Origin of the sequence: Brevundimonas phoenicis, assembly GCF_047237745.1 — a bacterium.
Classification (GTDB): domain Bacteria; phylum Pseudomonadota; class Alphaproteobacteria; order Caulobacterales; family Caulobacteraceae; genus Brevundimonas.
This window is the reverse complement of record NZ_JBDFLN010000001.1, coordinates 2,808,104-2,830,381: the sequence shown is the minus strand read 5'-3', so window position 1 is coordinate 2,830,381 and position 22,278 is coordinate 2,808,104. Positions and strand designations below refer to the sequence as shown.

At 67.5% G+C, this 22,278-nt stretch carries 27 protein-coding genes; 8 read left to right on the top strand and 19 right to left on the bottom strand.

The window, feature by feature from the left end:
• Nucleotides 1-13 precede the first annotated feature (13 nt).
• From ABC419_RS14190 to ABC419_RS14105, 18 genes are all read right to left on the bottom strand, one after another.
• Nucleotides 14-445 (bottom strand): hypothetical protein, encoded by a 432-nt coding sequence (locus tag ABC419_RS14190; RefSeq protein ID WP_412877042.1) that lies wholly within the window; start codon nucleotides 443-445, stop codon nucleotides 14-16.
• Between the two features lies 1 nt (nucleotide 446).
• Nucleotides 447-1,136, bottom strand: coding sequence for a DUF6441 family protein (locus ABC419_RS14185; RefSeq protein ID WP_412877043.1), 690 nt, complete (start codon nucleotides 1,134-1,136; stop codon nucleotides 447-449).
• Nucleotides 1,136-1,483: a head-tail joining protein gene (locus tag ABC419_RS14180; RefSeq protein WP_412877044.1), complete on the bottom strand. Its 348-nt coding sequence runs from the start codon at nucleotides 1,481-1,483 to the stop codon at nucleotides 1,136-1,138. The genes ABC419_RS14185 and ABC419_RS14180 overlap by 1 nt, the downstream gene beginning before the upstream one ends.
• Entirely contained in the window at nucleotides 1,483-1,821 is a 339-nt protein-coding gene (locus tag ABC419_RS14175; protein ID WP_412877045.1) for a DUF2190 family protein, read from the bottom strand. Before ABC419_RS14175 ends, ABC419_RS14180 begins: the two co-directional genes overlap by 1 nt.
• 92 nt (nucleotides 1,822-1,913) lie before the next feature.
• On the bottom strand, nucleotides 1,914-4,013 hold the full coding sequence (locus ABC419_RS14170) for a phage major capsid protein (protein ID WP_412877046.1): 2,100 nt from the start codon (nucleotides 4,011-4,013) through the stop codon (nucleotides 1,914-1,916).
• A 12-nt stretch (nucleotides 4,014-4,025) separates the two neighbouring features.
• Nucleotides 4,026-5,552 carry a phage portal protein gene (locus tag ABC419_RS14165; RefSeq protein ID WP_412877047.1) on the bottom strand — a complete coding sequence of 509 codons (1,527 nt, stop codon included), beginning with the start codon at nucleotides 5,550-5,552 and terminating at the stop codon, nucleotides 4,026-4,028.
• On the bottom strand, nucleotides 5,552-5,761 hold the full coding sequence (locus ABC419_RS14160) for a hypothetical protein (protein ID WP_412877048.1): 210 nt from the start codon (nucleotides 5,759-5,761) through the stop codon (nucleotides 5,552-5,554). Before ABC419_RS14160 ends, ABC419_RS14165 begins: the two co-directional genes overlap by 1 nt.
• Nucleotides 5,758-7,758, bottom strand: coding sequence for a phage terminase large subunit family protein (locus ABC419_RS14155; protein ID WP_412877049.1), 2,001 nt, complete (start codon nucleotides 7,756-7,758; stop codon nucleotides 5,758-5,760). Before ABC419_RS14155 ends, ABC419_RS14160 begins: the two co-directional genes overlap by 4 nt.
• Entirely contained in the window at nucleotides 7,758-8,414 is a 657-nt protein-coding gene (locus ABC419_RS14150) for a hypothetical protein (protein ID WP_412877050.1), read from the bottom strand. The genes ABC419_RS14155 and ABC419_RS14150 overlap by 1 nt, the downstream gene beginning before the upstream one ends.
• A 214-nt stretch (nucleotides 8,415-8,628) precedes the next feature.
• Nucleotides 8,629-9,390 carry a hypothetical protein gene (locus ABC419_RS14145; protein ID WP_412877051.1) on the bottom strand — a complete coding sequence of 254 codons (762 nt, stop codon included), beginning with the start codon at nucleotides 9,388-9,390 and terminating at the stop codon, nucleotides 8,629-8,631.
• Nucleotides 9,391-9,664: 274 nt separating this feature from the next.
• Complete coding sequence (locus ABC419_RS14140; protein ID WP_412878790.1) at nucleotides 9,665-11,344, bottom strand: DNA primase family protein; 1,680 nt, start codon at nucleotides 11,342-11,344, stop codon at nucleotides 9,665-9,667.
• Nucleotides 11,341-13,221, bottom strand: a complete 1,881-nt coding sequence (locus ABC419_RS14135; RefSeq protein ID WP_412878789.1) for a bifunctional DNA primase/polymerase — start codon at nucleotides 13,219-13,221, stop codon at nucleotides 11,341-11,343. Before ABC419_RS14135 ends, ABC419_RS14140 begins: the two co-directional genes overlap by 4 nt.
• A complete protein-coding gene (locus tag ABC419_RS14130; protein WP_412877054.1) occupies nucleotides 13,218-13,580 on the bottom strand; it encodes a hypothetical protein in 363 nt (120 codons plus the stop codon). Before ABC419_RS14130 ends, ABC419_RS14135 begins: the two co-directional genes overlap by 4 nt.
• Nucleotides 13,577-14,488, bottom strand: coding sequence for an AAA family ATPase (locus ABC419_RS14125; protein ID WP_412877055.1), 912 nt, complete (start codon nucleotides 14,486-14,488; stop codon nucleotides 13,577-13,579). Before ABC419_RS14125 ends, ABC419_RS14130 begins: the two co-directional genes overlap by 4 nt.
• A gap of 50 nt (nucleotides 14,489-14,538) precedes the next feature.
• Nucleotides 14,539-15,219 (bottom strand): DUF2312 domain-containing protein, encoded by a 681-nt coding sequence (locus ABC419_RS14120; RefSeq protein ID WP_412878788.1) that lies wholly within the window; start codon nucleotides 15,217-15,219, stop codon nucleotides 14,539-14,541.
• Complete coding sequence (locus tag ABC419_RS14115) at nucleotides 15,216-15,983, bottom strand: hypothetical protein (protein ID WP_412877057.1); 768 nt, start codon at nucleotides 15,981-15,983, stop codon at nucleotides 15,216-15,218. The genes ABC419_RS14120 and ABC419_RS14115 overlap by 4 nt, the downstream gene beginning before the upstream one ends.
• A gap of 56 nt (nucleotides 15,984-16,039) precedes the next feature.
• The gene (locus ABC419_RS14110; protein ID WP_412877058.1) at nucleotides 16,040-16,237 is read right to left on the bottom strand and encodes a hypothetical protein; all 198 of its coding nucleotides are present in this window, start codon (nucleotides 16,235-16,237) and stop codon (nucleotides 16,040-16,042) included.
• Entirely contained in the window at nucleotides 16,234-16,608 is a 375-nt protein-coding gene (locus ABC419_RS14105) for a hypothetical protein (RefSeq protein ID WP_412877059.1), read from the bottom strand. Before ABC419_RS14105 ends, ABC419_RS14110 begins: the two co-directional genes overlap by 4 nt.
• Before the next feature lie 373 nt (nucleotides 16,609-16,981).
• Between ABC419_RS14105 and ABC419_RS14100 the strand changes: the two genes are divergently transcribed.
• Nucleotides 16,982-17,734 (top strand): LexA family transcriptional regulator, encoded by a 753-nt coding sequence (locus ABC419_RS14100; RefSeq protein ID WP_412877060.1) that lies wholly within the window; start codon nucleotides 16,982-16,984, stop codon nucleotides 17,732-17,734.
• Nucleotides 17,735-17,771: 37 nt separating this feature from the next.
• Here the strand turns inward: ABC419_RS14100 and ABC419_RS14095 are convergent, their stop codons facing one another.
• The gene (locus tag ABC419_RS14095; RefSeq protein WP_412877061.1) at nucleotides 17,772-17,993 is read right to left on the bottom strand and encodes a hypothetical protein; all 222 of its coding nucleotides are present in this window, start codon (nucleotides 17,991-17,993) and stop codon (nucleotides 17,772-17,774) included.
• A gap of 148 nt (nucleotides 17,994-18,141) precedes the next feature.
• Here ABC419_RS14095 and ABC419_RS14090 point away from each other — a divergent pair, with 148 nt between their 5' ends.
• From ABC419_RS14090 to ABC419_RS14060, 7 genes are read left to right on the top strand one after another with little or no spacing between them, the layout of a single operon-like run.
• Nucleotides 18,142-18,504 (top strand): hypothetical protein, encoded by a 363-nt coding sequence (locus ABC419_RS14090; RefSeq protein WP_412877062.1) that lies wholly within the window; start codon nucleotides 18,142-18,144, stop codon nucleotides 18,502-18,504.
• Nucleotides 18,501-18,851 carry a hypothetical protein gene (locus ABC419_RS14085; protein WP_412877063.1) on the top strand — a complete coding sequence of 117 codons (351 nt, stop codon included), beginning with the start codon at nucleotides 18,501-18,503 and terminating at the stop codon, nucleotides 18,849-18,851. Before ABC419_RS14090 ends, ABC419_RS14085 begins: the two co-directional genes overlap by 4 nt.
• Nucleotides 18,848-19,075 carry a hypothetical protein gene (locus ABC419_RS14080; protein ID WP_412877064.1) on the top strand — a complete coding sequence of 76 codons (228 nt, stop codon included), beginning with the start codon at nucleotides 18,848-18,850 and terminating at the stop codon, nucleotides 19,073-19,075. Before ABC419_RS14085 ends, ABC419_RS14080 begins: the two co-directional genes overlap by 4 nt.
• Complete coding sequence (locus tag ABC419_RS14075; protein WP_412877065.1) at nucleotides 19,072-20,859, top strand: ParB N-terminal domain-containing protein; 1,788 nt, start codon at nucleotides 19,072-19,074, stop codon at nucleotides 20,857-20,859. The genes ABC419_RS14080 and ABC419_RS14075 overlap by 4 nt, the downstream gene beginning before the upstream one ends.
• Nucleotides 20,859-21,161 carry a DNA translocase FtsK gene (locus ABC419_RS14070; protein WP_412877066.1) on the top strand — a complete coding sequence of 101 codons (303 nt, stop codon included), beginning with the start codon at nucleotides 20,859-20,861 and terminating at the stop codon, nucleotides 21,159-21,161. Before ABC419_RS14075 ends, ABC419_RS14070 begins: the two co-directional genes overlap by 1 nt.
• A gap of 12 nt (nucleotides 21,162-21,173) precedes the next feature.
• Nucleotides 21,174-21,797 (top strand): 3'-5' exonuclease, encoded by a 624-nt coding sequence (locus ABC419_RS14065; protein ID WP_412877067.1) that lies wholly within the window; start codon nucleotides 21,174-21,176, stop codon nucleotides 21,795-21,797.
• Nucleotides 21,794-22,189, top strand: a complete 396-nt coding sequence (locus tag ABC419_RS14060; RefSeq protein ID WP_412877068.1) for a hypothetical protein — start codon at nucleotides 21,794-21,796, stop codon at nucleotides 22,187-22,189. Before ABC419_RS14065 ends, ABC419_RS14060 begins: the two co-directional genes overlap by 4 nt.
• Nucleotides 22,190-22,278: the final 89 nt, after the last annotated feature.

Below are 22,278 nucleotides of genomic sequence, written 5' to 3'. Positions count from 1 at the left end.
AGGGGTCGCTGGATCAGCCCAGACGACGGGTTGTGGTGTACTCAGCCGTCAAGGTGAGGATCGTCGCCCTGACCGGCCCAGCCGACGCCGAAGCGATATCGTCGGGCGATGGGGCGTCGATCTGGGACCAGATGCACAGGCCGCCCAGGCTGATGTCCTGGGCGTGAGCGTCCGATAGAGCGGTCAGCATGGCGTCCAGCGCCGCAAAGCGATCCACGGCCCCCTCCGGGGCGAAAACCTCGATCGGTATCGTGTGCCGGTAGGTGAAGGCGTGCGGGGAAAAACACTCCTCCGGTTCGCCGGGCTCCCCGTCCTGCACGATCACCTTTCCGCCGGCGCCGACCCGTTCCGGCCATGGCGCGCCGCGCTCAGGCTTCGACGCGGGCAACGCTGCGACCGCCAGGGCGACGACCGCCTGAACCACCATTTCGCCGTGACGGGCCATCCTACCTCCAGTGCTTGTTCAGCAGATTGGGGAAGCGGGCCTCCGACGCTGCACGGATGGCGTCGAGATCCAGCAGCTTCTTCTTCTTCACCAGCGGAACAAGGGTGAACATGATGACGAACTGACGCGTGGTTTCGCGGTACGACCGATGGCCCTTGTTCAGCTGGTTTGCCGTCGCATTCCGCCACCGCCCGCTCGACTTGCGAATGACCAGGCCATCGAAGCCCGCATAGGCGACACCGCGCTTCATGGCCGTCGTCGTGGTTTTCGTGCGCCAGTGCCCCGGATTGATCACGACCATCTTGCGGCCAAATCGCGCCTCGACCTCGCGTGGGTCCAGGGCGCGGCCGTTGCGCTTCTTCGGCACCTCATCAGACGGAATCCACAGATAGCGCCCGCCGTTCGCCGGACGAATGGTGGCGCCGAGGCCGTAGCTCTCAATAATGCCGGGCGCCTTGGTCCAGATCAGCGCCGCTGCGTCCAGGCTGGTCTGGGCGCGCGGATAGACCTCGTTGCGAATGGTCAGGGCCAGTTTCTGTCCAAGACCTGCGTCCAGAATGGCGTCGCGCCAGTCTTCCTTCAGTTCGTCGGCGCCGTCGCGAATGGCGGCGGTCATGAAGCCGGCGATTTCGTCTTCCAAACCCCGCTCCAGCCCGTCCAGGCTGTCGCGGCCGCTGACTGAATGCCGCATCACACCGTCAGCAGCTGCACGACGCAGCGCCACTCCAAACCTTCGGGCTCCAGCCTCGGATCGGCCAGGACGCGGTAGGACGACAAAGCCCCGCTCGGGCGTGTCACCTCGACCAGATCGCCTTGTCCGGCGTCGGTCGGTCGCTGCTGATCCGCCGCACGCCAGAACAGCACCTCGGATCGCATCAGGATTTCGCTCTGGCCAAGACCGGCCACATCATCCTGTGTCTGATAACGGACCACGGGCGTGGTCACCGGACCCGCACCTGCCGGGGTCCAGAGGGCATGAAGCCCGTAGACCCGGTAGATGGCGTCCAGCATCCGCGCCTCGCGGTCCGCCATCGTCATCAGACGGTCGGGATCAGCTTGACCAACGCGACAGCGTCGGCCGAGGCCTTGCCCAGCGGGCCGGAGTGACCGCACTTGGTGTTGCTGGTCGCCGTCGTGGTGAACACCTTGGCGGCATCGTCCCAATAGACGGTGACCAGGGCGCCCCAGGCCTGCCCCGTGGCGGCAGCGACATTCCAGACGCCGGTCGTCTTGGCGGCGAAGATTGCGCCTTCAACGGCCGACACCTGCGGCACCACGACCTGGGTGCCGATCTTGACCGGCACGCCCGAGACGACGCCGCCCGCCGGGGCGATGCAGTCCAGGGTGTCGCCGTGCTGTTCATAGTTCTTGGACATGATGATGATCCTTCAGAACGCCGCTGGCCGGGCGACGAAAGGGACGGGGCCGCATCCGTGGACGCGGCCCCGTCAGGCCGGGAGGAGAGGGATCAGGCGCCCGCGTTGCGGTAACCGAAGCGGAAGTCCTGCGCGCCGCAGCCGAAGTCGTGCTCCAGCGAGATCTTGACGCCCTGCTGGCCGAACACGTTCTCGACCCGCAGGCGCGGGGCGGTGAAGCCGTCCAGCAGGCCCCAGGTCCAGTTCGCCCCGAACGCTTGGTCCGCGTACAGTTCCCAGCTGTTGCCCGTCAGCTGGCCGGCGACGACTGTCCGCAGCTTGCCTTCGAACGGGTTGTATTCGCCGTTCGGGCGAGCGGCGACCGCCTTGTCGGCCTCGGTTTCCTTGTCAGGCGACACCAGCAGGATCGAGGGCGGCGTGCCCATGACTGCGCCGGCCGGGGTCTTCTGCTTACGGATCGCCGCACGACCGGCCGAAAGGGCGGGCTCGGTGATCGCCGTACCGGTCCCGGCCTTGTTGCCGTGATCAGCGTGGAAGACGGTCTTGTTGTCTTCCAGCAGAACCGGTCCATCGCCCGAGTTGACCGCCTTCATGGCGAAGAACGTCAGTTCTTCGAACAGCGCGATCATGTTGCCCTGGCTGGCCAGCACGCGGTCGATGGCGCCGATGTGGTCGTTGATCATCAGCTGACGCGACAGGCCGAACTGGATGCCGTAGGCGCCGACCGCCACGCGCTCGCGACCCTCGCCGAAGGTGCCGAACTTGATCTCGCCGGCTTCGGTGACCGGCTTCAGGGTCGGGAAATCGCCGGGGCGCAGCACTTCGTGCGGACGGAAGTCCACGAAGGTCATCTGCTGGGCGATGCTGCGATAGATCGGCTGGGCGACGCGGTACTGTTCCGCCAGGCGCTGGTTGAGAGCGCCCGAGAGCAGCAGCGGGAAGTCCGACGTGGTGTGGAACGCCCGCTCATACAGTTCGATACGCTCGGCCGTCGAACGGGGCGCGGTGCGCTCGCCCAGGCAGACCATCGCCAGATCCGACAGATTGTGCCGCGCATAGGGCTGGGCCTCGGCCGGCAGTTCGGCCTGACCGCCGTTGCCGGTGCGTAGGCCGTGCAGGATGGCGGCGCGGATGCCGCTACGCTGCGTATCGACTTCGTCGGTTACGATCGAGGCGCGAGAACCGCTGGTCGGTAGGTTCTGGGTGTTGGCGGCCTGACGCGCGGCGGCGGCCTCAAGAATGGCGCGCGAGACCGACCCATAGTCCGCGCCCGTCGCTTCGAAGGCGGCGCGAACATTGCTCTCGACGCCCAGGCTGCGGGCCTGGTCCTGAAGCTGAAGCATTTCGGCTGGCGACAGGCTGCGGGCGGCCTCGGGGACGGCAGGCGCGGCGGGAGCGGCCGGTGCTGCGGGAGCCGGCGGGGTGGGCGCCGCACGGATTTCCGGCGTCGCCGGAGGCGTGGGCGCAGCAGGCGCGGCAGGCGCGCCGCCGCCCTGATCGGTGTTGGGTTGGAACAGGGCGCGCGCTGCGCCGAAGGCGGCCAGCATGCCGCCCGCCATAAGGGATCGTCTCATGTCATCCTCGGAGGGTTGGGGAGCGGCGGAACCGCTGGGATTGCCGGGGTTTAGGGACCGAACCCCGGCGTTCGGATCGGCGGGCACCGAGACGAGGGAGGCTTCCAGAAGCTCCCATTCCGTGGCCCGCCAGATTTCGTGGTCGTTCTCCAGGACCTCGACCAGCTTCCAGTTTCTCACCTGGTAGCCGATGGAGATCCCGGTCAGTTCGCCGCGCTGGACCATGCCCGCGAACTCGCGGCCGCGTGGCGTATCGGCGAAGCGGATGACGGCGCACAGGGCGGCGCCTTCCATCCAGATCCGCTCGACGACGCCGATGACGTCGTTCGAGTTATGGTTGAACAGGAACCGGACCTGGTTCTGGTTGACGCGGGCGAGGTCGATCGCCCCAGCTCCCATGTCCAGTTCCTCGGACCACCACAGCCGCTGGACTCGCGCGCCGGTCGCCAGGACGGCCTCGACCGTGCGGGTTTCGGCGTTGTAGCTGCCGCCCGTGAAGGCGACGTAGCGGCTTTGCTGCGCGGCAGGCGCGCCGCCGCGTCGTTCCTGGACTGGCGCGGGCTGGTCGCGGACAAGGGTGCGCGGCCCGCCGACGCGGGAGGCGAGAACATTGTGCATGTCGGGTTCCTCTCAGTCCTCGATCAGGCCGAGGGCTTGGCTCAACAGGGAGCGAAGGGCTTGGTCGCCGTCGCCCTTGGGTCTCAGGTATCCGGCCGCCGGTTGCAGCGATCCGCTGCCGTTCACGCGTCGGGGATCGGTGTCGATGGCGATGCCATACTTGTCGATCAGGGTGTTGATCTCGGCCTGGGCCTTCATGGCCCCTTCCATGTCCAGACCGTAGGCCGACAAGAGGCGGGCCATGGCGCCAGGGATGGCGCGGGCCTCGATCACCTTGGCCATGATTTCTTTCAGCGGATCGGTCAGGGCGCGAGGCGGCGCCAAGACTTCGTATCGAACCTTGGCCAGTTCGGCGTCGCCCTCCAGCACGCCCAGTCGCATCACGCGCCGGAACGCGGGCCCGATGAACGACGGGTCCAGGGTGTGCTGTGTCCAGTCGTCCAGTCGCGCGTGATAGGCGATGTTCTCGCTGCGCATGCTGGTGAAGTTCGACTGGCTGTAGTCGCCGGTGCCGAGGTGGTAGGGGACGCCGATCCCGGCGCACACCTGCATGGCCTCGGTGCGCAGGAATCCGTCCCCGTCGCCCGACGACGACGGGGCAATGGCCGTCGGGGCCTCTTCGCCCGGTTGGCCGTAGATGATCATGCCGGGGCGCAGCTGCTCTTGGTACTGGCCGCTGGCGCGCTTTTCCTGTTCCCCCCAGGCAAACGCCTCGCCGCCATCACCCGGTCGCCGGAACAGAGCCAGGCAGGCCTCGATCCGCTTCTTCACGCGGATGGCGCGCTTCGTCTCCGACCGTTCGTGTTCGGTCTCAAGGCTGGCGTGCATCAACGGCACGCCGCGCGTCATGCCCGGCTCCAGCCGTTCATAGACCAGGTCCACGTCGCGGGCATCGACCCGACGGCGCTTGCCGGCGTTGACCATGATCAGGTCGCCGGGGTGATCCTCCCAGATGTGATAGGCGACGACGCGATTACTGCGGTCGAACTCGACGCCCATGACGATCTTGGCGCCGCCGTTCAGGGTTTGGGTCAGGGTGTGATCAAGATAGTCGCCCGAGATCACCATGACGCGCTGATCGGGCTTGCCGTCTTCCGGCATCCAAACCAGCAGGCAATCGGCGTCGATCAGACCCGAGGCGGCCTGCCGCTGAATGCCGTAGAAGTCGTCCCGACCATCCAGCGGCCGGGCGCAGAACTCATCCCAACGACGTTGAGCCCGCTCACGAACGGCCGGATCGTCATGCAGCACCCGAACCGTGATTCCGTCGCCGATCAGGCCGACGATCAGATTACGCTTCAACGCCGCCAGCAGCGGATTGCTGCGGACCATGCGGCGTTGCCGCCCGCGCATCAGACCCAGATCGCCCGAAATGGCGGCGTCCGGCGACCGGGCGTCGCCGCGCCAATCACGGTTCAACCTGCCTCGGTCGCCGGCAGCATAGGACCGCTGACGCCGCAAGTCGTCCAGGCCGACCCGATAGGCTTCACGCTGATAGCCAAGGCGCGGCGAGACGGCGGAGATCAGACGATCGAACATCAGTCGTCTCCAAAGGCGGCGACCGTGGCGCCGTATCGACGCAGGCCGGTGACACCCGACGCCGCCTGCGCCCGCGTCAGGATCGCGATCCGCTTCTCGATCTCTTCCGCCGTATGGAAGGTCGTATCCTTGTCCCCGACCTTCACCCGCAGCGTGTCATTGGCCAGGGCGGCGTACAGGGCCGTGATCTCGGCCGAATAGTCGGTCATCCGATCCAGTCCTCTCCGGCGCCTATGCCGATCCAGTCGTTGTCGTCGCCGCCGCTGGTCCCAGCCTCGGTGCTGGGCTGAGCAGGCGGATTGGCCGGTGCTTCCTCGGCCGTGCGAGCGGCGCTCGTGTCGGCGGAGGTCGTCGCCATCATCAGGTCTTCCAGGTCCAGCTGACCGGTGTCGGGCGGACAATCCCGCTCGGCCTCCAGCTGGTCCCACGTTCGGTCCGGCAGACTGCGCACGCCCAGACGGATCGCGGCGGCCTCGGCCTGAAGGTGTGTGTCCAGGCCTTCGTTCGCCTGTGATGGGTCCTTGACCCATTGATAGACGGTGAAGCCGTCGCGTCGCTTGATCGGCTTGCGCCGTTCAGCCGTCAGCTGACGGAAGAACTCGTCGTCCAGACCCTTCGGCAAGCCGATGAACCCCCGCCCTTGCGGATCAAGGCGGGCCAGGTTGCGATACAGCGCCATCTTCAGCGTGGACGTGCCGAAGTTGTAGAACCGGCGGCTGTACTTCAGCAGCTTTCCGGCACGGTTCCGTTCCTTGCGAACCCGTTCCAGCAGCGGCGCATTTTCCGAGTTCGCGCCCCGCACCATGATCACCCGACCCGCCGGATGGCGGCGGGCAAAGCTCCAGACGTCCTCGGTCCAGGCGTTGCCGTCGATGGCCAGCAGATCAACGCCCAGACGCCGGCCGTGGGCATTCAACCAGGTCTGCTCCAGCAGGCCGTCCAACAGCTTCTGGCACTTGGCGTCGCTGATGTGTCCGGGGAACACGCCGACATCCACGATCCAGCGGCGGAAATCCCTTCCGAACGCCACCACCTGCCACTCGACCCGGTCGCCCTGACAGTCCACCCCGACGGTGACCAGCAATCCGCCGGCCGGAATCCGACCGCGTACATAGTCGCTCTCGGATGCCCGATCCCGCAGGACCTCCCAATCCACGGCTTCGTCGGCCGACCGGAACGGCAGGCCGGCGACGTCGTTCATGAACACCTGTTCGCCAGCTGCGTCGCCCTTGGCGGCGAACCAGCGGCGCGCGATGCCTTCCCAGCTCTGAAGCGGGAAATAGGCGCACCACAGCCAGAACGACCGGTGCTGGCGCATCATGTGCGGACGGCGAGCCACCCAGCGGACACGCGCCACCATGGCGGCGCGGTGATGCTCCTGAATCTCGCAGCCGCACTCGACGCAGGTGAAGTGCGCCTTCTCCGGCGCGGCCTCATCCAACTGGGCCAGCATATTGGCCCACTCAAGCACCTGATAGGCGTCACAGTGAGGGCAGGGCACCTCGGGATATTCCTGGCTGCCCGACTCCAGGTTCTTCGTGATCCGGCACCCCGGCATCACCAGAGGCGTCGAGACCTTGAAGATCTTGGCGAACTCGAAGCCCCAGGACCGGGTGTCGCCCTGCGTCTCGGGATCGCCGGCCGAGTTCATCTCCCACTTCGCCAGATCGTCCTGCACCTGGCGGGGCATGGATACCTGCGACAGCCCGGCCGGGGAGTTGGCCCCGGCGATCTGGATGGCGCCCTTGCGGTCGATCCGTTCCTTGAACAGGACCGAGTTCGCGCCGTCGCGCGACTTCTCCGGGAACAACTTCCGCGCCGCCGCCAGCCCCCGGATCATCGGGGACAGCTTCATCTTCGACCAGCGCGACCCATTCTCTTCGGTCGGGTGGATGTAGAGGAAATCGCCCGTGTCCAGGATCATCGATCCCAGCGTGAAGATGTTAGCCAGGACCGTTCCGCCGACTTGGGCCGACTTGGACAGGCTGACGATCCGGCAGGGGTCGTCGGGGCCGAATGCGCCCAAGATTGCGTCGAACAGTGGAAACTGCGCCCGGCTGTAGGGACCGGGCAGGGGGCTTTCCCGCTTGGAGAACACGATGTTCTCTTCCGCGAACGCCAAGTAGTCGATGACCGGCGGCGGCTCCAAGGCGTCGCCCATCGCCGTCCAGGCCAGCGCCGCCGTGTTGGCGACATGAATGTTCATCACGCCGCCTCGGCCGAGGCGCTGGCGTCGTCCTCGATCGCCGCCGGCAACTCCGACCCGGCCCGCCGTGCCGCCTGCGCCGCACTGGCGCGAACCTTGCGGAACTCGCCGCGCAGCAGGTGCAGCACGTCGCGCTGCGGAACTTCGAACCGCGCGGCAACGGCCTGGGCGAACTCGGTCAGCGCGCCCTCGAACACGTTGACCATGCCCATGGCGACCTGGTCGTACCCGACGCGGACGTCGATGGTGCGGACATACTCGCCCCGGCTGGCCAGTTCCTTTTTCAGGGCCTCCCGGTTCTTGAACTCGATCTCGCGCAGCTTTTCGCGCTTGATCTGTTCCTCAATCGTATCGACCAGCGGCGCCATCGGAGCCTGTGTTGCCCCGGCGGGTTCGTTAGGGTGCCGCGCGAGCGGCGCTCGCAGCCGGGTCTTCAGACCATTGCCGAACCGCTGACCGACATCGATCCGGGATCGCAGTTGGGCCTGGGCGATGTCGACTCGGACTCTGGCGCGCGGCCCTTGGCCGTCCAGCGCCTCCTCGGTCATCTTGCCTTCCGAGATCCACTGGGACACCCGCCCCGGCGAAACTCCACAAAGCGCCGCGAACTCGCCCTTTGAGACGGTTTCGGCGCCCGCCCCTTGAGCGTCGGTCAAAGCTAAACCTCCGTCCTTTAGGGTGGGCTTGAGTTTTAGGCTTTCGAAAGTGGCCCAGGCTGCTGAATGATTGCGCTCAGCCACACCGCATAGGGGTGCCCCCAGGGAGGACCCGCGACCCCGGCCGTAACCCATTGATCGGGCACGAAAAACCCGCCGAGCCGGAAGGGCTGGCGGGTTGAAGGCGCAACATTGAGCGCATCTGTTTAGTGCCTCAATCCGTGCCCGATTCGCAAGGGGGTTGCGGCCGACGCTCGACGATCAGCACCGGACGGGCCGCATTCAAAGCCACCCTCAGCGCGGCGGCGTTGGATTTGCGAGGGTTGCTCCCCGCCCCGAGGGACCGCAGCGACCGGCCCTCGCCAGCCACGGCCCGCAGCACCCGCAGCGCCCGTTGGGTCGGGTCCGCCTTCAGCACCAAGGCCTCCGCCGTGGTCAAGCGCACCCCGGCATAGGCGCGGAACAGGCCACGGGCCGCCGCCCCATCCGACGACGACGCCTTGATCGACGCTTCGTTAACCCGGCCCAGCTGCGATCCCAGCTGCGATGCGCCGACGATCTCGAACACCAGGCGATAGGCCAGACCGGTCGCGGCCTGATCATCGTCGATGTCCTCCGCCTGCTGCGCAGTCCACAGACCATCGCGTGATCCAAGCCGCAGCGCACCGGCGTCGTTGTACGTGGTCGCGTCCGCGCCGCCCGCCTCGGCACGGGCGTTATCGACGATCTCATCCATCCCGGCGCGCAGTTCACGGTTCACAGCGTCAGCGATGCGGCCCGCATCGATACGATCCTGACGGCCCTCGACCGTGGCGCTGTGCGGCGCCTGGTGACCGCGAACGCAGAGGGCGGCGGCATGGCGCAGGCGGCGGCGTTGGCTGACGTCGCAGCCGATCACGTCGGCGTTCCGATAGAGGTGCAGGGCGAGTGGTTCGCCCTGTTCTCTTTCGATGAAGTTTTCTGGATTGTTTCTCATTTCACCAAATCCAAACCCAAAGGGATCACCACACCGACCCCGCAAATCCCGCTCACAGCAGACGGACGATCGCTCACCCGTTCACGCCGCTCCGCCCGCACACCCGGCTTATGGAAGCCAACTCCGCCGCATCGTCCGTATCGTCCGTCATCGTCCGTTCTCCCCGCCACGACTGGCTTTGCGGGCCGGATGATCGACGGAGGGACAGAGGTTCGAAGGTCCGGCGAGGTCGCGCGCGGTGACCAGACCCGGCCCCTGATCGTCCGTTCGTCCGTCATCGTCCGTCATCGTCGCCCTCCCAATCCGTGTCGGGGGGCAGGAATGCGCCGTCGTCCGGCTCGCTGAAGTCGCCGCCAGATTCGTACCCGCCGGGGCCAGACCCGGCGTCTGCCGCGCGCGCGGGCGAGGCCTCGGCCGAACCGCCCGCCGGGGCGTCCTGCGGCGTGCGCAGGCGCGCGCCCATGCGGGTGATCTTGCCGTCGGTATCCTTGGACCCCAGCCCGATCTGAAGGTCGCTGAGGGTGCCCCCGAACGCCTTCTGGCTCATGGCCTTCTCGTGACCGTTGTCGGTCATCCAGGCCTGGTAATCCTTGAACAGCACGGTCGCGCCGATCCGCGCGCCGTCCTCCCGGATCACCCGATCCTCGAACCACTGGACGAAGGGATTGGCCCCCTTGCGATAGTCCTCCAGGGCTTCCTTCAGGTCGGGCACATCCTTCAGGCCCTCGCCCATCCACAACAGGATGCCTTCGATCAGCCAGTTCAGGATGCCGTCGGCTTCACGCTTCAGCTTCTTGGGCAGGTCGTGGTCGATCTGGTCCTCGGGCACGACCTTCAGCCAGCGCATGATCTTCAGGCGTCGCCAGATGCCGTTGTCGGTGTCGTTGATCGTCGGCTTGCGGTTGCACTCGATCACGACCTTGCCGACGGGTTCGAACTCGAACAGCGACTCGCGCAGTTCGCGCGCCTTGATCTTGCCGCCGCCGGTGAACCGTTTGATCTCGCCGGTGGCCAGCTTGGACCCGCTGGGCGGCTCCCCGGCGCACAGCATGCGGCTGTCGCCGGCCAGGGCGGCGATATCGGGCGAGGCCTCCGACCCGCGCTTCACGCCGGTGTCCAGGAAGGTCTCGACCCCCACGGTCGTGGCGTAGGTGCCCAGCGCATGGGCCGTGGCGTTCACCACGGTCGATTTACCGTCGCCGCCCTTGCCCTGGTACACGATGAAGACCTGCTCGCCGGTCTCCCCGGTGGACATGTAACCGTGCGCCTTCTGAATCCAGTGCCGGTTCTCGACCTTGGGGATGGCGTACTTCAGCACCCCGTCGAACAGCGGGCGCTGGGCGTCCGGGCGATAGGAGGCTTCGCACAGGCGCGTCATCCGGTCGGCCGCGCGGTGCCCCTCGGTCCAGACCACATGCGGCCCGACCACATCATCACCCTTGGCGTTGCGATGCGGACCGTTGCGGAAACGGATGACCCCGTTCTGGACGTTCAGCGCCAGCGGATCGCGATCGAACGCGTCCATATCGACGTCCATGTACGACGCCGCCAGGTTCAGCATATTGCCGATCCGGCTGGCGTTCCCCGCCGACACGCCAAAGTCCCGCACGCTCTGGATCGACTTGGAGGCGTAGTTCTTGGCCTCCATTTCGGCCGCCCGGATCTCCATCTGGGCATGCATCGACCGGGCGACCTTGATGGCGTGCCGCTTGGCCCGCGCCTCGCCTGTCTCCAGGTCCCAGTAGGTGCCGTTGAAGACGATCCAGCCGCGCTTGCGCAGGTACAGGACAGTCGCCTCGCTCAGGTCGATCTCGCCGTCCGGCTGGATGATCCCTCCGGCCATGCGGATGAACCGCAGGGCGTTGCCGTCGTCGTTCAGGTCGAACCGCGACATTTCATCGGTCGAAGGGGCCGCCGGCGCTGGACGTCCCCCGACGTCGTCGAAACCACTCACTGACGCACTCCATTGTCGGCCGCGCCGGAAACGCCCGCTGCGGCCCTCTGCTGTTGATCGTGGAAGCTGACGCCCATGGCCGCCGTCAGCGGCCTAAGCCGCAGAGACGCGCCCTCGGGCAGCGCCAGCCGCTCCCAGGCCTGGACCGTCAGGCTGGTGAAATAGGCGGCGGCATCATCGCCCCTCAGACGCGTCTCGGCCGTGCCGCCGACCACGCCACGGAACCGCAGCGGGGCGGTGATCAGGTCGCGGCGGACGGCGAACCCCACCTCGGTCACGCCTTGGCCCAGGAAGGCGGGCGGAATGCGCCAGGGCGCACGCTCCGGGTCGGATCGCGGCGAAACGGGATCGACCCGGCCGAACCGGTCCATCATCACCCCGCCGCTGAACGCGGTCAGGTTCAGGCAGGCGACGGCGCGCACCGGGCCGCTGCGGGCCATGCTGCTGGCCACCACCCATGCGTCGGCGAAATCCAGACCCACGACGATTGGTCCCGGCCCGTCCAGGGCGGTCAGCGCCAGGGCGCGGCCGTGTAGCGCCTGACCCATGAAGCCGCTCACGCGCGTCTCACTCTGCGTCAGGTCGAACAGCGCTAGGACCTCGATCGGTCCACCGCCGTCCACCATCATCGGGGCCAGCAACATGGGCTTCAGTTCGCCGTCGCGGTCCGGCGCCTCTGGGTGAAACCGCATGCGGCCCAGCGCACCCGGCACGCCGTCAGGGTCCAGAGCGAGACCGCGCATCCACTGGCGCACCACGCCGTTGTCGGCCGAGGTCGCCTCGCGCCAGTAGGCGGCGGCGTCCAAGGCGCGCTGGGCCGCGTGGTGGTCGCGCACGGGCATGTCCGCCCTGCGCTCTTGCGCCCCGCCTGTCCGCCGCGATGGGTCCGCCTTGCGGGGGTACTGCGCACCCCAGGCCATGGCCCGGTCCACCTGACGGATCAGCTGCGCCTCGGTCATGGCGTCCGGCACATGCACCCGACCGGCGTTTTCCAGCGCCGCGCGGCCATAGGCGTCCTCGATCTCGCCGCCGGCCACCAGGGCACCGATCCCGACCAACTCGCGGAACAGCACCGTGTCCCGTGTCCCGACGCGCGCGGAGGCGATGGCGGCGCAGACACGGTCCAGGATGATCTCCCCGAACCGCGACGCACGACCGGCCGCCGGCGCACGGGGCGTCATCGGTTTCACGGGCGCGGGCGGCGCGGGCTTGACCAGCAGGATCAGCCAATCGGGCGCAACCGTGAACGGCAGGTCCTCGGGCGACCGCCCATCGGCCCAGCGATAGACATGGCCGGGCGCGACGCCCTTCTTCGGATCGCCAGGGTGAACACTGGGCGGCGCCAGGATATATCCGTCCTGCCCGCGCACATCGACTGGCGCACCGTCTAGGCCCGAACGGTTGCGGATGATCGGTTCCGACGACGACTTGGGGCACCAGGCGAAGCACCGATGCTCGCCCCGCGCCGTCAGCGACGTCGGCGTGACCGGCAGCGGTCCGTGTTCGGCCTCTTTCGCCGCCAGCCACGCCACGGCGTCCGGCCCGTCCAAGTCCAGCACCCAAAAGCCCGCCGGGGCTCCGGTGGCGATCGCCACGTTCGACTGCGCACCGGCCGTCACCGGCCGCAACAGTTCAGCGTCGGACGGCGACCGCCCGCCCTTACGCGCATCCTCCCGCAGCGCCTCGATCGGCTTCAACGGCAGCTGCGCCGTCCCGGCCCAGCGCGAGGCGGTCAGCACGGGATCGTGCGACGCCATATGCAGGCCGACGGTGCGGCCATAGGGCGCTTTGGACTTCGCCCGCAGCGGGAACACCGCGATCTTCGCCTTGGCATAGGCCAGGGCGGCGGCGGTCAGGGAGAGGCCGCGCACGGTCATGGTTGACCTGCTGGCGGCGCAATGCCCGGCCGCATGGAGGTATCGTGATCACTCAGCGCAGCGTGCCAGTTGGCCAAGGCTGCGGCCGTGCTGATGGTGTGATGCAGGGCTTTGTGGCGGTCGCCGGCTAGGGCCGCGAAAGCTGCTTTCTGCGCGAGATACCCAATCAGCCAGAACCAGTCCAAGGCCGATTTTCCGGCGTCATGGTCCGATGCGAACCGGGCGCGTTGGTGCTGGGCTTCAGTAACGACACCGCGCGCGAAGTCCTCGATCTCGGGCGTGTTTAGGCGAGCCTTCAGCGCCGCGTTCTCTTCCAGAAGGCATGCGCGGCATCGGCAATCAGGCGGACGGCAGATCATGGCCGACGCCCCCCGAATGGAACGACAACGTCCTGCCCGGCCGCATCATCCTCGGCCGCTTCCACGTCCGGCAGATCGGCCGCTAGGGGGAGAGGCCAAGGCATGACCGTCAGCGCGGGGTCCTTAGCTCCCAGCGACCACAGGCGCGGAGTGCCGAGATCCGGGTGGGGATGGACGCTGGTCAAGATGCGGGCAAACACCGCCTCCCGGCCCATGTCCGACCCGAGGCGGGGACCGATGACGATCTGCCGCTTGATGTTCTCGCACACGGTTTTCATCAAAGCGGGCGAGGCGGAAGAGAAGGCTTCAGCCAGCCGCGCGAGAGCAAGGGCAGGCAGGCCGAACGGCGAGAGATAGCGCGCCAAGATGCGCTCGCGCTCTTCCTGCCCCGGCAGATCGACCGTGATGTGCATGTCGAACCGACGCCAGATCGCCTGGTCGATCCAGTCGGCATGGTTGGTCGCCGCGATCAGGAAACCTTCGTACTGCTCCAGACGCTGCAACAGGGTGCCGACGTACTCATTGCGGTCGTTGTCGGCCGCCTGGCCTGCCTTGCGGCGGTCGCTGGCCAAGGTGTCGAACTCGTCCATGAACAGGACGATGGGCGAACCATCGAACTGCGCCCGCGCCGCTTCGAACAGTGCGCCGATCGTCTGGCTGGTCTCGCCCATGTATTTGCCGATCATGCGATCCGGCCGGACCGCCAGCATGGGCAGGCCCAGCCGCGCGGCCATGTGGTGCGCCAGCGTCGTCTTGCCGGTTCCTGGCGGCCCTTCGAACATGGCCCGGCGGCGCGGCTTGATGCCGACCGCCAGCAGTTCCTTGTCCGCCCAGATCTCGGTCAGCCATTCCAGCAGCGCTGCGCGTACAGGCGGCGGCAGGATCGGCTCATCCGCCTGGTCAGGCATGAACAGGTCGCCGAACTCGCTTAGGTCTCTCTTCGAATGACGCGACATGATCAGGCTTGGCCCGTTCCCGGACCCATGCCGTCAGACCCGCTCTCCAGCCGCCAGCCCAGGTCCCAGCGCGGGCGCCGGTCGTCGCCGAAGGGGAAAGGATTGCGGATGACGGGCTCGTTTGCGCGGAACGCCTCACGGCCCAAGGCTTCGGCGCCGTCGCCATCGACATCGGGCGCCTCGGCCGGTTTCGCCGTCGGCCGCGTGGGTCGCCCCGGAGCGGGCGCTTGTCCGCCCGTCGCGGCTGGCCAAGGTGTCGAAAGATCGCGCGTCTCGACGTGCCCATCCTTGTCACGCGTCAGCTTCACGCCCTTGCCGCCGGCCTCGACGATGATCGACCCGTTGCTGGGGACCAGGGATTTCAGCGCTTCGGCGACTTCTTCCCGCGACGTCACGTCCACGGCCATCTGATTGACGTGCCGGAACAACGGCAACTCGGCCTCGTCCCCCAGCGCATGCAGATAGGTGGCGATGATCGCTTCGGACTCCTGCCGATCATGCGGTTTCATCGCCCGCACCTTGATGACGTGGCGGATGGCCTTGGGCACGTATCCACGATGCTTGGCCTCAGCCAGGATCGCGGCGATGTCGTCGGTCATGGTCTGTTTGGCGGCGATCACCGACTCCACGCGCTCGACGATGGACATCAGCTCCTTGCCAGCGGCGGTGTTGCGTCCGGTCATGGCCGGGTTCCTTTCAGGTCAGAGGAGGGGGCAGGAAGACGCAGCGCGGCGCCGAAGCGGGCGGCGTCGTCGGGCCGGGTCAGACGCGCTTGCGTTCCCGGCGGAATGTCGAAGATGACCGCCCGGCGGCGCCCCAACACGACCGGCCGGCGCGGCCCGACGCCGGGCTTGCACCAGATGAACCAGGCATAGTCGGTGGCGGTCGTCCGTGTCGGGTCCCAGAAGCCCCGGTGCATCGGCAGGCGTTCGCTGAACGGCGCGAACACCGTCAGCTGCATCCCGTCGGGACCCTCGCCATGCAGCAGGCGATGCCGCGCTTGGCCTGACAGGCAGACCAGCCGCAACAGCATGGCCACGCCCCGGCGCGCCCGCGCCCAGGCCTGCTGGATGAACACCTCGACGTCGTCGAACGGCGGGTTGCTGATGATCCAGTCGGCGACGAACGGATCGGGATTGCCCGCCGTGAAATCGTGCGCGACCCAACCCCGTGCGGCGTACAGCGCGGGGTCATAGATGCAGATGTCGGACCCGTGGACGACGGGGAAATAATCGTCCAGGCCGTGCGCCATCATGCCGACGCCGACCGCGCATTCCCAAGCGCTGCGCGCGCGTGGGTCGATTTGCCGGATAATCTCGCCGCCCGCGCGGGATCCCCACGGACGGGTCGGGAAGAAATCGACGTCGTCGCCCGCTTCGGTCTCGCGCGTGTTCATCACAGCACGGGCGTTGGACGGCAGCATGTGTGAGGCGTTGCCGCGCGTCATCACGCCCCCCCCCGATGCCGGGTGAGGTGCGAGCGCCGCTCGCAAAATATCGTGCGTCACGCCGCCCGCTCCGCACGGGCGAGCGCTTCCGCCTCGCCATAGTCCACGTCCGCGTAAACCGTGGCGGCCCCGTCATGCATGAACTGAGACGACAGGCGGCCAGGTTTGCGCGGGATGCCGGCCATGGTGGAACGCGACCAGGACCAGTCGTCCTCGCTCAACCCGACCAGGAAATCAGCCTGCGCCTCCCTCATCCGAAGATGTCCTTGCGCGGCTCCACCGATCGCACGTCCGAGACGGGCATGGTCTGGAACAGGGGACGACAGGCTTCGACCAGACGCGGGATGTCCCGCGCGGCGTCGCGCCGCTGATCCGGCGATTGGGTGGCGAAGGCCTTGCCCAGTCGGACCAGCGTGATCAGATCCGCGCCATTGTCGGTCTGGCCGGCGGGCAATGGTTGTTTGCCCGCCTTGTGCGCGGCGCGGGCGAATGACGCGCCATGCCCTTCCGGATCACGGGCGGCCTTGTCGGCGTGACGCAGGAAACGCAGCCATCCGCCGACCTGGTCAGGCGTCAGGGCGCAATGACGACGCGGACCGCGCGGGGCGGCGAAGAGGGCCGTCATTGCGCGCCTTCGCGAACTTGCGCAGGCGCATAGAAATCCGCCGCGCTGATCTTTCCATCCGTGACCCGGAGGATGCGGTCCATGGAGGTGCGGTCAGGCGTGCGTCGCGAAGGGTCGTCGAAAGGCCGACACCACAGCCGCACGGCCTCTCCGGTGCATTCGAAGAGTTCGCCGGCCTCGGACCACGTATAGCCGCGATCCCAAACCCAAAGGGCTAGGGCTGGACGAGGACGGGGGGATCGGAGGGTTTGCGAATCACTCATGGCCTCCCGAGGTTGCCAACAGCCTATTGGTGTTGGCAACAGTTTGTTGTAGTGGTCCACATATGGTGTTGTCGCTCGCAACAACAGCGCGGCCAAGGCCCAATGTGGTCATGGCCAACAAACGCGCTAACACAACTTCCGAGAGCGACCGTCTTTACGGTCGTGGGCTTGCCGTACTGCGTCAACGGCAGGGCCTCAGCCAACAGAAGGCCGCCGAAGCCTACGGCGTCACCACCCAGGCGTGGCAGAACTACGAGGCGGGCGCACGCAAGTCAGTGTTCACCGTTGCTGGGCTCGACGCCTTGGCGGCGGCCGTCAGCTGCTCTCGGGACGACATCGAGCGTGTGAAGGCTCTACTGGAAGAGGGTGTCTCGGAATCCTGGCTGGCGGACGGCACGCAGCCCCTGCCGACCGCCGGTCAATCCGGGAAGGTCGTGGTCTTCAGCCGCCGTCCCGATCCAGAACCCGTTGCTTCCAACGATCTGGCCCCGGTCTATGGAGCGGTCTTCGCCGGGCGGCCGGACGCGATCGCCTTCACGCCCGACCAGCCCGAGGATTGGAAAGAGCTTCACCCGAACCAGCGCGGCTATCGGGACCCCTTCTACCTCCAGGTCCACGGCGACAGCGTTTCGCCGCGATTCGAGCACGGCGAGCTGGCTCCGGCCGTCCGTGGCGTTTGGCCTAACCGAGGCCAGATGTGCATCATCGAGACGCACGAAGGCGCGATGCTGCTGAAGTATTACGAACGCCGCGACTCGGAGGCGATCTGGGTCCGCGAGTTGCAGCCTGAGCCACGCGAGTTCGCCATTCACCTGGCCGAGATCCGCGCCGTGCATGCCGTCGTCGGCGGCGCGGTCTCCTAACGCCCCAAGGTTAAGCTGTAGCGGCTGTTAGGCCTGGTCAGCGCTGGGTCAGTCTGCGCCGGAAATAGCCGTAGTGAACGGTCCCGGCCATGCCGCCGTTGATCAGTTCCCAGCCGGCCGCCGCCATCGTGTTAGCGGCCTTGTTGAAGTTGCCGATCCCCAGATGGGCTTGGGCCTCATATTCGAACTCTTGGACGTAGGGCTGGCCTGCCCCGTCAAGCGCTGGCTCGGCCTGTTTCTCTGGCTTGTTTCCGAACATAAACTCTCCTGTCGATTGTGTGCGCCAGACGCTACTCGTCGAGCGCCATAGGTGAAAACCAACGATCCGTAGTTGCTACGGTGTTGACAAAACCAACAAGTCATAGCTTTCTGCAACGGCCTCATCGCTGAGGACGCAGGAGCAAACGATGTTGTTTCACCCCGCTACGCTAGAATCGGTCGACTCGAACAGACCGTCCTCGGCCTCGATCCTTCCCTTCCGCCGCGCAGCACGCCCGGAAGACGCTGACGCCATCGCCAGCGTCCTTCTGGCGATGGAAGGCGCCCCCGCTGCGCCGATCATCCTGGCGGCCAGGGGTTTGGACGGCGTCCACTATGTCGGCGTCTCCGTCGCGGCCCAGGCCCATCGCCTGACGCCGTCCGAAGCGTGCCTGACGGCCGACTGCCTGATGTGCGACCCGTCGGTCCTGGGCTTCGCCGACATCGCCCAGCGGCTTCGCGAAGCCGCCTATGCCGCCAGCCGCGCCTACCTGCGGAGCGGACGCGGATGACCGGCCCGATCGCCCATGCGAGCGCCGCTCGTCCGATTCCGGCGACCCTGCCGGACACCCTGTTCGAGATCGCTTACCGCCAGCCGACGCCTATCCCGGCGGACTTCCCCCTGCGCCAGACCATGGCTGGTTACACCGAGACTCAGGCCGTCGCCGTCATGGTCGAGACCTTGGGGATCAAGCCGGGCCTTCTGACCGCCCTGGAAGAGCCCGACGCCCGCCGCTGCTGGATCGCCCTGGCCCCCAGCGGCCGCCGGCTCGCCCGCTTTGCCGGTCTCGACGCCGCCGCCGTCAACCTCGCCCTCGCCAGCCTGGATGCGGGCGGCTTCCAAAGGATCGCCGCATGACGGTTTACGTCCCTGAACTCGAAATCCCCACGCGCGACCTGAAGGTCCGGCTGCTGCGGGCGCATGCCCGTGTCCACCAGACCTGGGCGGCCGTCCTGCGCGATGGCGACAACCCCCGGAACACTCCGCAAGGTGAACAGGACATCGCCCGCGCCGAGTTGGAGGAGGTCGAGGCCGAAATCCTTCTCGCCCAGGCGGCCGCTTTGGAAGGCGGCGCCGCATGAGCGCCCCCCTGACCCTCGCGCACGGCCTCAGCAACGCCGCCCTGAACGGTGAAGATCTGCTGCGCGCCCTGGCGGCTCGCCCGACGGGTTCACCGTTCGCTAGCCAGACCGAGATCGCCAAGGCGACGGGCAGGGCGCCCAAGAACATCGGCCGCGACCTGTCGCAGCTGGAGGCGGCGAAACTGATCCAGGCGCCCGGTGCGGATTATGGCGAATGGTCGTCTGCCGCCCTGACGGATGCGGGATGGGACGCCCTGTCGGCGCTGGACCGCGCCGCCGGCGTCTCGGACGGCGGAGGGCTGATCTTTTCGTCGCCCAGCCTGCTGGACGACAACCCGCTGAACCCGCGCAAGACCTATGACCCCAACTCGCTGGAGACGCTGGCCGACACGATCGAGGCGGACGGCCAGATCATCGAACCCCTGTCGGTCTCGCCGGTCCGCGCAAACGGCCGGCGGGTCGTCTGGGCCGGGCACAGACGCAAGCGCGCCGCCCTGATCGTCGAGGCGCGGTTCGCCTCGCGCGGAGAGGGTTTGCCGCCCGGCCTGGTCAATGGCGTGCCCTGCGTCGAACGCGACGCCACCCCGGCCGAAAGCCTTTTCATCGCCGTGGTTGAGAACGGCGCGCGCGAGAACCTTCCCCCTTGGGAAGACGCTCAGGCCCTGGCCGCCTTGGCGGCCGAGACCGGATGGTCGGGCCGCGAACTGGCCCGCCGCACCGGCCGTGCGCCCAAGCTGGATCAGGGCGACGAAGAAGGCGTCCGCGACGTCCAGGAAAAGATCAAGGTCGTGAAGACCGCGCCCGCCGAACTGGTCGAGGCTCACGAAGCGGGCGCGATCACCTGGGAGCAGCTGCGCGGCGCCATGCGCAACGGCGGCCTGCCGACCCCAGCGCGGTCTGGCCCGCAAGCCGAGGACGTCTTTCCGCCTTCGGCCGGTGAACTGCGACAGGACGACATTCGCACGCCAGATGACCAATGCGCCGGCCACGCGCCTGCGTCCGAACCGATGATCGATCTGGACGCTGTACAGCGGCTGACCTTGCTGGAGATCCTGCATGCGGTGCGGCACGCCCCCGACCGGCTGGTGGTCGGCGACGAAGGCGAAGGCGTCGCCTATGCCCCGACCGGCAAGTACTGGCTCGATCTGGTCGCCTCGACCCTCCAGACGCTGCGACTGATCGATTTCAAGCACCATGGCCGACCCTATGTCCGGGCCACCCCTGCGGGCCACCGCTGGCTGGAGGACGCTTATGGTCCCGACATCCACAGCGCCGACCCGGAGACGGCCTTCCACGCCATGGTCAAGGCGCTAGCCAGAACCTACGCCGTCTTCAACGACGCCGCCTGGGCTCTGGCCCAGGCGCATGCCGTGTTCAATGAGAACCCGACCGAGCGGGCGGCCTATTCCACGGACTGGCTGAACCTTCCGGCCCAGGCCGATCCGGCCGCGTTGCCGACCCACGCCGCCACGACGGACGATGCCGCTCAGGTTGACGTCGAAGACGCCGTCGCCGCCCAGCTGCTGAACGACGCGCGCGCCCTGGTCGATCTCGACGACCCCGGCTCGACCTCGGTGCGCAACATCCTGGCGCGTGCGGGCCTGTGCGGCCCGTTCACGGCCTCGGACGGCGACCCCGGCGTGGTCCTGGACGGCGACGGCGCCACCACCCTGGTCACCGACGTGGACAACCAGCTGACCGACGACGTGGCCAAGGCCCGCGCCCTGGTCATGGCCGCCGCCCTCAACCGCTTCTGCGCCATCGACCCCAAGGAGGTCCTGTGATGCCGACGTCATCCCCCGACGATTACGTAAACGCCGTCCGGTTGGTGCAGACCGAGCGCAAGCCGTCGCCCAGCTTCCTCCAGCGCCGCATGGGCCTCGGTTACGCCGAAGCCTCCGCCCTGATCGAACGGATGGAGCGGGCCGGGGTCGTCGGCCACCGCGCCCGCAACGGCACGCGCGAGATCCTGACGCCGCCCGCACCGCCGGCCGACGGCTCTCAGGCCCCGCCGCGACCCCGCACGCCAGAGGATGGCCGCGCCATCCAAACCCCCGAGGACGGCCGTCCCGTCCACACCCGCTGAAGGATCACTCCCATGCTGCAAGCCGCCACCGTTACGCCCATTAAGCCCAGCCCTTCTGACCGCGCCGCATTCGAAGAGGCCTATGACGCGCTCGACGTCATGGTGGACCTCGAAACTCTCGGTCAGGGACCGGGCTGCGCGATCCTTTCGATCGGCGCGACCGCATTCAATCTGAAGAGCGGCTTCATCGGCTCGGACTTCTATCGTGTCGTCTCGACGCCGTCCTGCCGGGCGCTTGGCCTGCGAGAGGATATCAGCACCGTCGAATGGTGGGGCAAGCAATCGCTCGAAGCTCAGCAGGTTCTGTCCGACGCCGAAGCCTCGCCTCACTCCGTTTTGGACGCCCTTGAGGCCTTCGCCGACTATCTTGAAAAACACGGCGGACCGCGCGCAGTCCGCGTCTGGGGCAATGGCGCAGACTTCGACAATGCGATCCTTGCCAGCCTGTACCAGCGCCTTGGCAAGCCGCAGCCATGGGGCTTCTGGAACAGCCGGTGCTTCCGCACCCTCAAGAACCTGCGCCGCGTCCCCGAGCCGGTCCGAGCTGGAGTTCACCACAACGCACTCGACGATGCCCGCCACCAGGCTGCGCACGCCATCCTGATCCACGAAGCGCTTAGGGCGGGCGTGTCGTGAACCGCCCCTGGTTCGAAGCCGCCCCCGCCCTCGCGGCCGCTGGCGTCCCCGACGACCGCATCCCTGTCACCCCCATGAAGGCCAACCTGATGTCTGCCGACTACGCCCTGTTGCCCCGCATCGACACGGTCGCCAAGCCCCGCGTCTTCCCCGACCTCGCCGCGCTCGCCGCCTCGATCGAGCGCCAGCGCCAGGGGCAAGGCCTGATCCTGGAAGAGGTCCAGGACCTCCAGCCGCTCGGCTCTCCAGACCAGGTCCGCGCCGTCAAGGTCTGGACCACGGACTTCGACGGGCGCCAGGACCGCATGATCGGCTTCGCCTACCTCAAGGGGGCGGGACGCGAACTGCTGGAATGGGCGCTGCGCCTCGCGCGCCGGCCGGCCGCCGCCTGATGACCCTTCTCCGTCTGCATCGGCTGGTTCTCTGGCTGATCGGCCGGAAACGCCTGCTCTGACCACCCACCAACCGAAAGCCTGCCCCT

Coding starts and splice junctions, on each gene's coding strand:
- ABC419_RS14075 (WP_412877065.1), top strand. CDS start 19,072: ATGAGCGCCCCCCTGACCCTCGCGCACGGCCTCAGCAACGCCGCCCTG.
- ABC419_RS14175 (WP_412877045.1), bottom strand. CDS start 1,821: ATGTCCAAGAACTATGAACAGCACGGCGACACCCTGGACTGCATCGCC.
- ABC419_RS14130 (WP_412877054.1), bottom strand. CDS start 13,580: ATGATCTGCCGTCCGCCTGATTGCCGATGCCGCGCATGCCTTCTGGAA.
- ABC419_RS14180 (WP_412877044.1), bottom strand. CDS start 1,483: ATGACGATGGCGGACCGCGAGGCGCGGATGCTGGACGCCATCTACCGG.
- ABC419_RS14120 (WP_412878788.1), bottom strand. CDS start 15,219: ATGACCGGACGCAACACCGCCGCTGGCAAGGAGCTGATGTCCATCGTC.
- ABC419_RS14080 (WP_412877064.1), top strand. CDS start 18,848: ATGACGGTTTACGTCCCTGAACTCGAAATCCCCACGCGCGACCTGAAG.
- ABC419_RS14125 (WP_412877055.1), bottom strand. CDS start 14,488: ATGCCTGACCAGGCGGATGAGCCGATCCTGCCGCCGCCTGTACGCGCA.
- ABC419_RS14100 (WP_412877060.1), top strand. CDS start 16,982: ATGGCCAACAAACGCGCTAACACAACTTCCGAGAGCGACCGTCTTTAC.
- ABC419_RS14155 (WP_412877049.1), bottom strand. CDS start 7,758: ATGAACATTCATGTCGCCAACACGGCGGCGCTGGCCTGGACGGCGATG.
- ABC419_RS14065 (WP_412877067.1), top strand. CDS start 21,174: ATGCTGCAAGCCGCCACCGTTACGCCCATTAAGCCCAGCCCTTCTGAC.
- ABC419_RS14090 (WP_412877062.1), top strand. CDS start 18,142: ATGTTGTTTCACCCCGCTACGCTAGAATCGGTCGACTCGAACAGACCG.
- ABC419_RS14095 (WP_412877061.1), bottom strand. CDS start 17,993: ATGTTCGGAAACAAGCCAGAGAAACAGGCCGAGCCAGCGCTTGACGGG.
- ABC419_RS14170 (WP_412877046.1), bottom strand. CDS start 4,013: ATGCACAATGTTCTCGCCTCCCGCGTCGGCGGGCCGCGCACCCTTGTC.
- ABC419_RS14190 (WP_412877042.1), bottom strand. CDS start 445: ATGGCCCGTCACGGCGAAATGGTGGTTCAGGCGGTCGTCGCCCTGGCG.
- ABC419_RS14115 (WP_412877057.1), bottom strand. CDS start 15,983: ATGACGCGCGGCAACGCCTCACACATGCTGCCGTCCAACGCCCGTGCT.
- ABC419_RS14160 (WP_412877048.1), bottom strand. CDS start 5,761: ATGACCGACTATTCGGCCGAGATCACGGCCCTGTACGCCGCCCTGGCC.
- ABC419_RS14145 (WP_412877051.1), bottom strand. CDS start 9,390: ATGAGAAACAATCCAGAAAACTTCATCGAAAGAGAACAGGGCGAACCA.
- ABC419_RS14110 (WP_412877058.1), bottom strand. CDS start 16,237: ATGAGGGAGGCGCAGGCTGATTTCCTGGTCGGGTTGAGCGAGGACGAC.
- ABC419_RS14185 (WP_412877043.1), bottom strand. CDS start 1,136: ATGCGGCATTCAGTCAGCGGCCGCGACAGCCTGGACGGGCTGGAGCGG.
- ABC419_RS14070 (WP_412877066.1), top strand. CDS start 20,859: ATGCCGACGTCATCCCCCGACGATTACGTAAACGCCGTCCGGTTGGTG.
- ABC419_RS14105 (WP_412877059.1), bottom strand. CDS start 16,608: ATGACGGCCCTCTTCGCCGCCCCGCGCGGTCCGCGTCGTCATTGCGCC.
- ABC419_RS14165 (WP_412877047.1), bottom strand. CDS start 5,552: ATGTTCGATCGTCTGATCTCCGCCGTCTCGCCGCGCCTTGGCTATCAG.
- ABC419_RS14135 (WP_412878789.1), bottom strand. CDS start 13,221: ATGACCGTGCGCGGCCTCTCCCTGACCGCCGCCGCCCTGGCCTATGCC.
- ABC419_RS14085 (WP_412877063.1), top strand. CDS start 18,501: ATGACCGGCCCGATCGCCCATGCGAGCGCCGCTCGTCCGATTCCGGCG.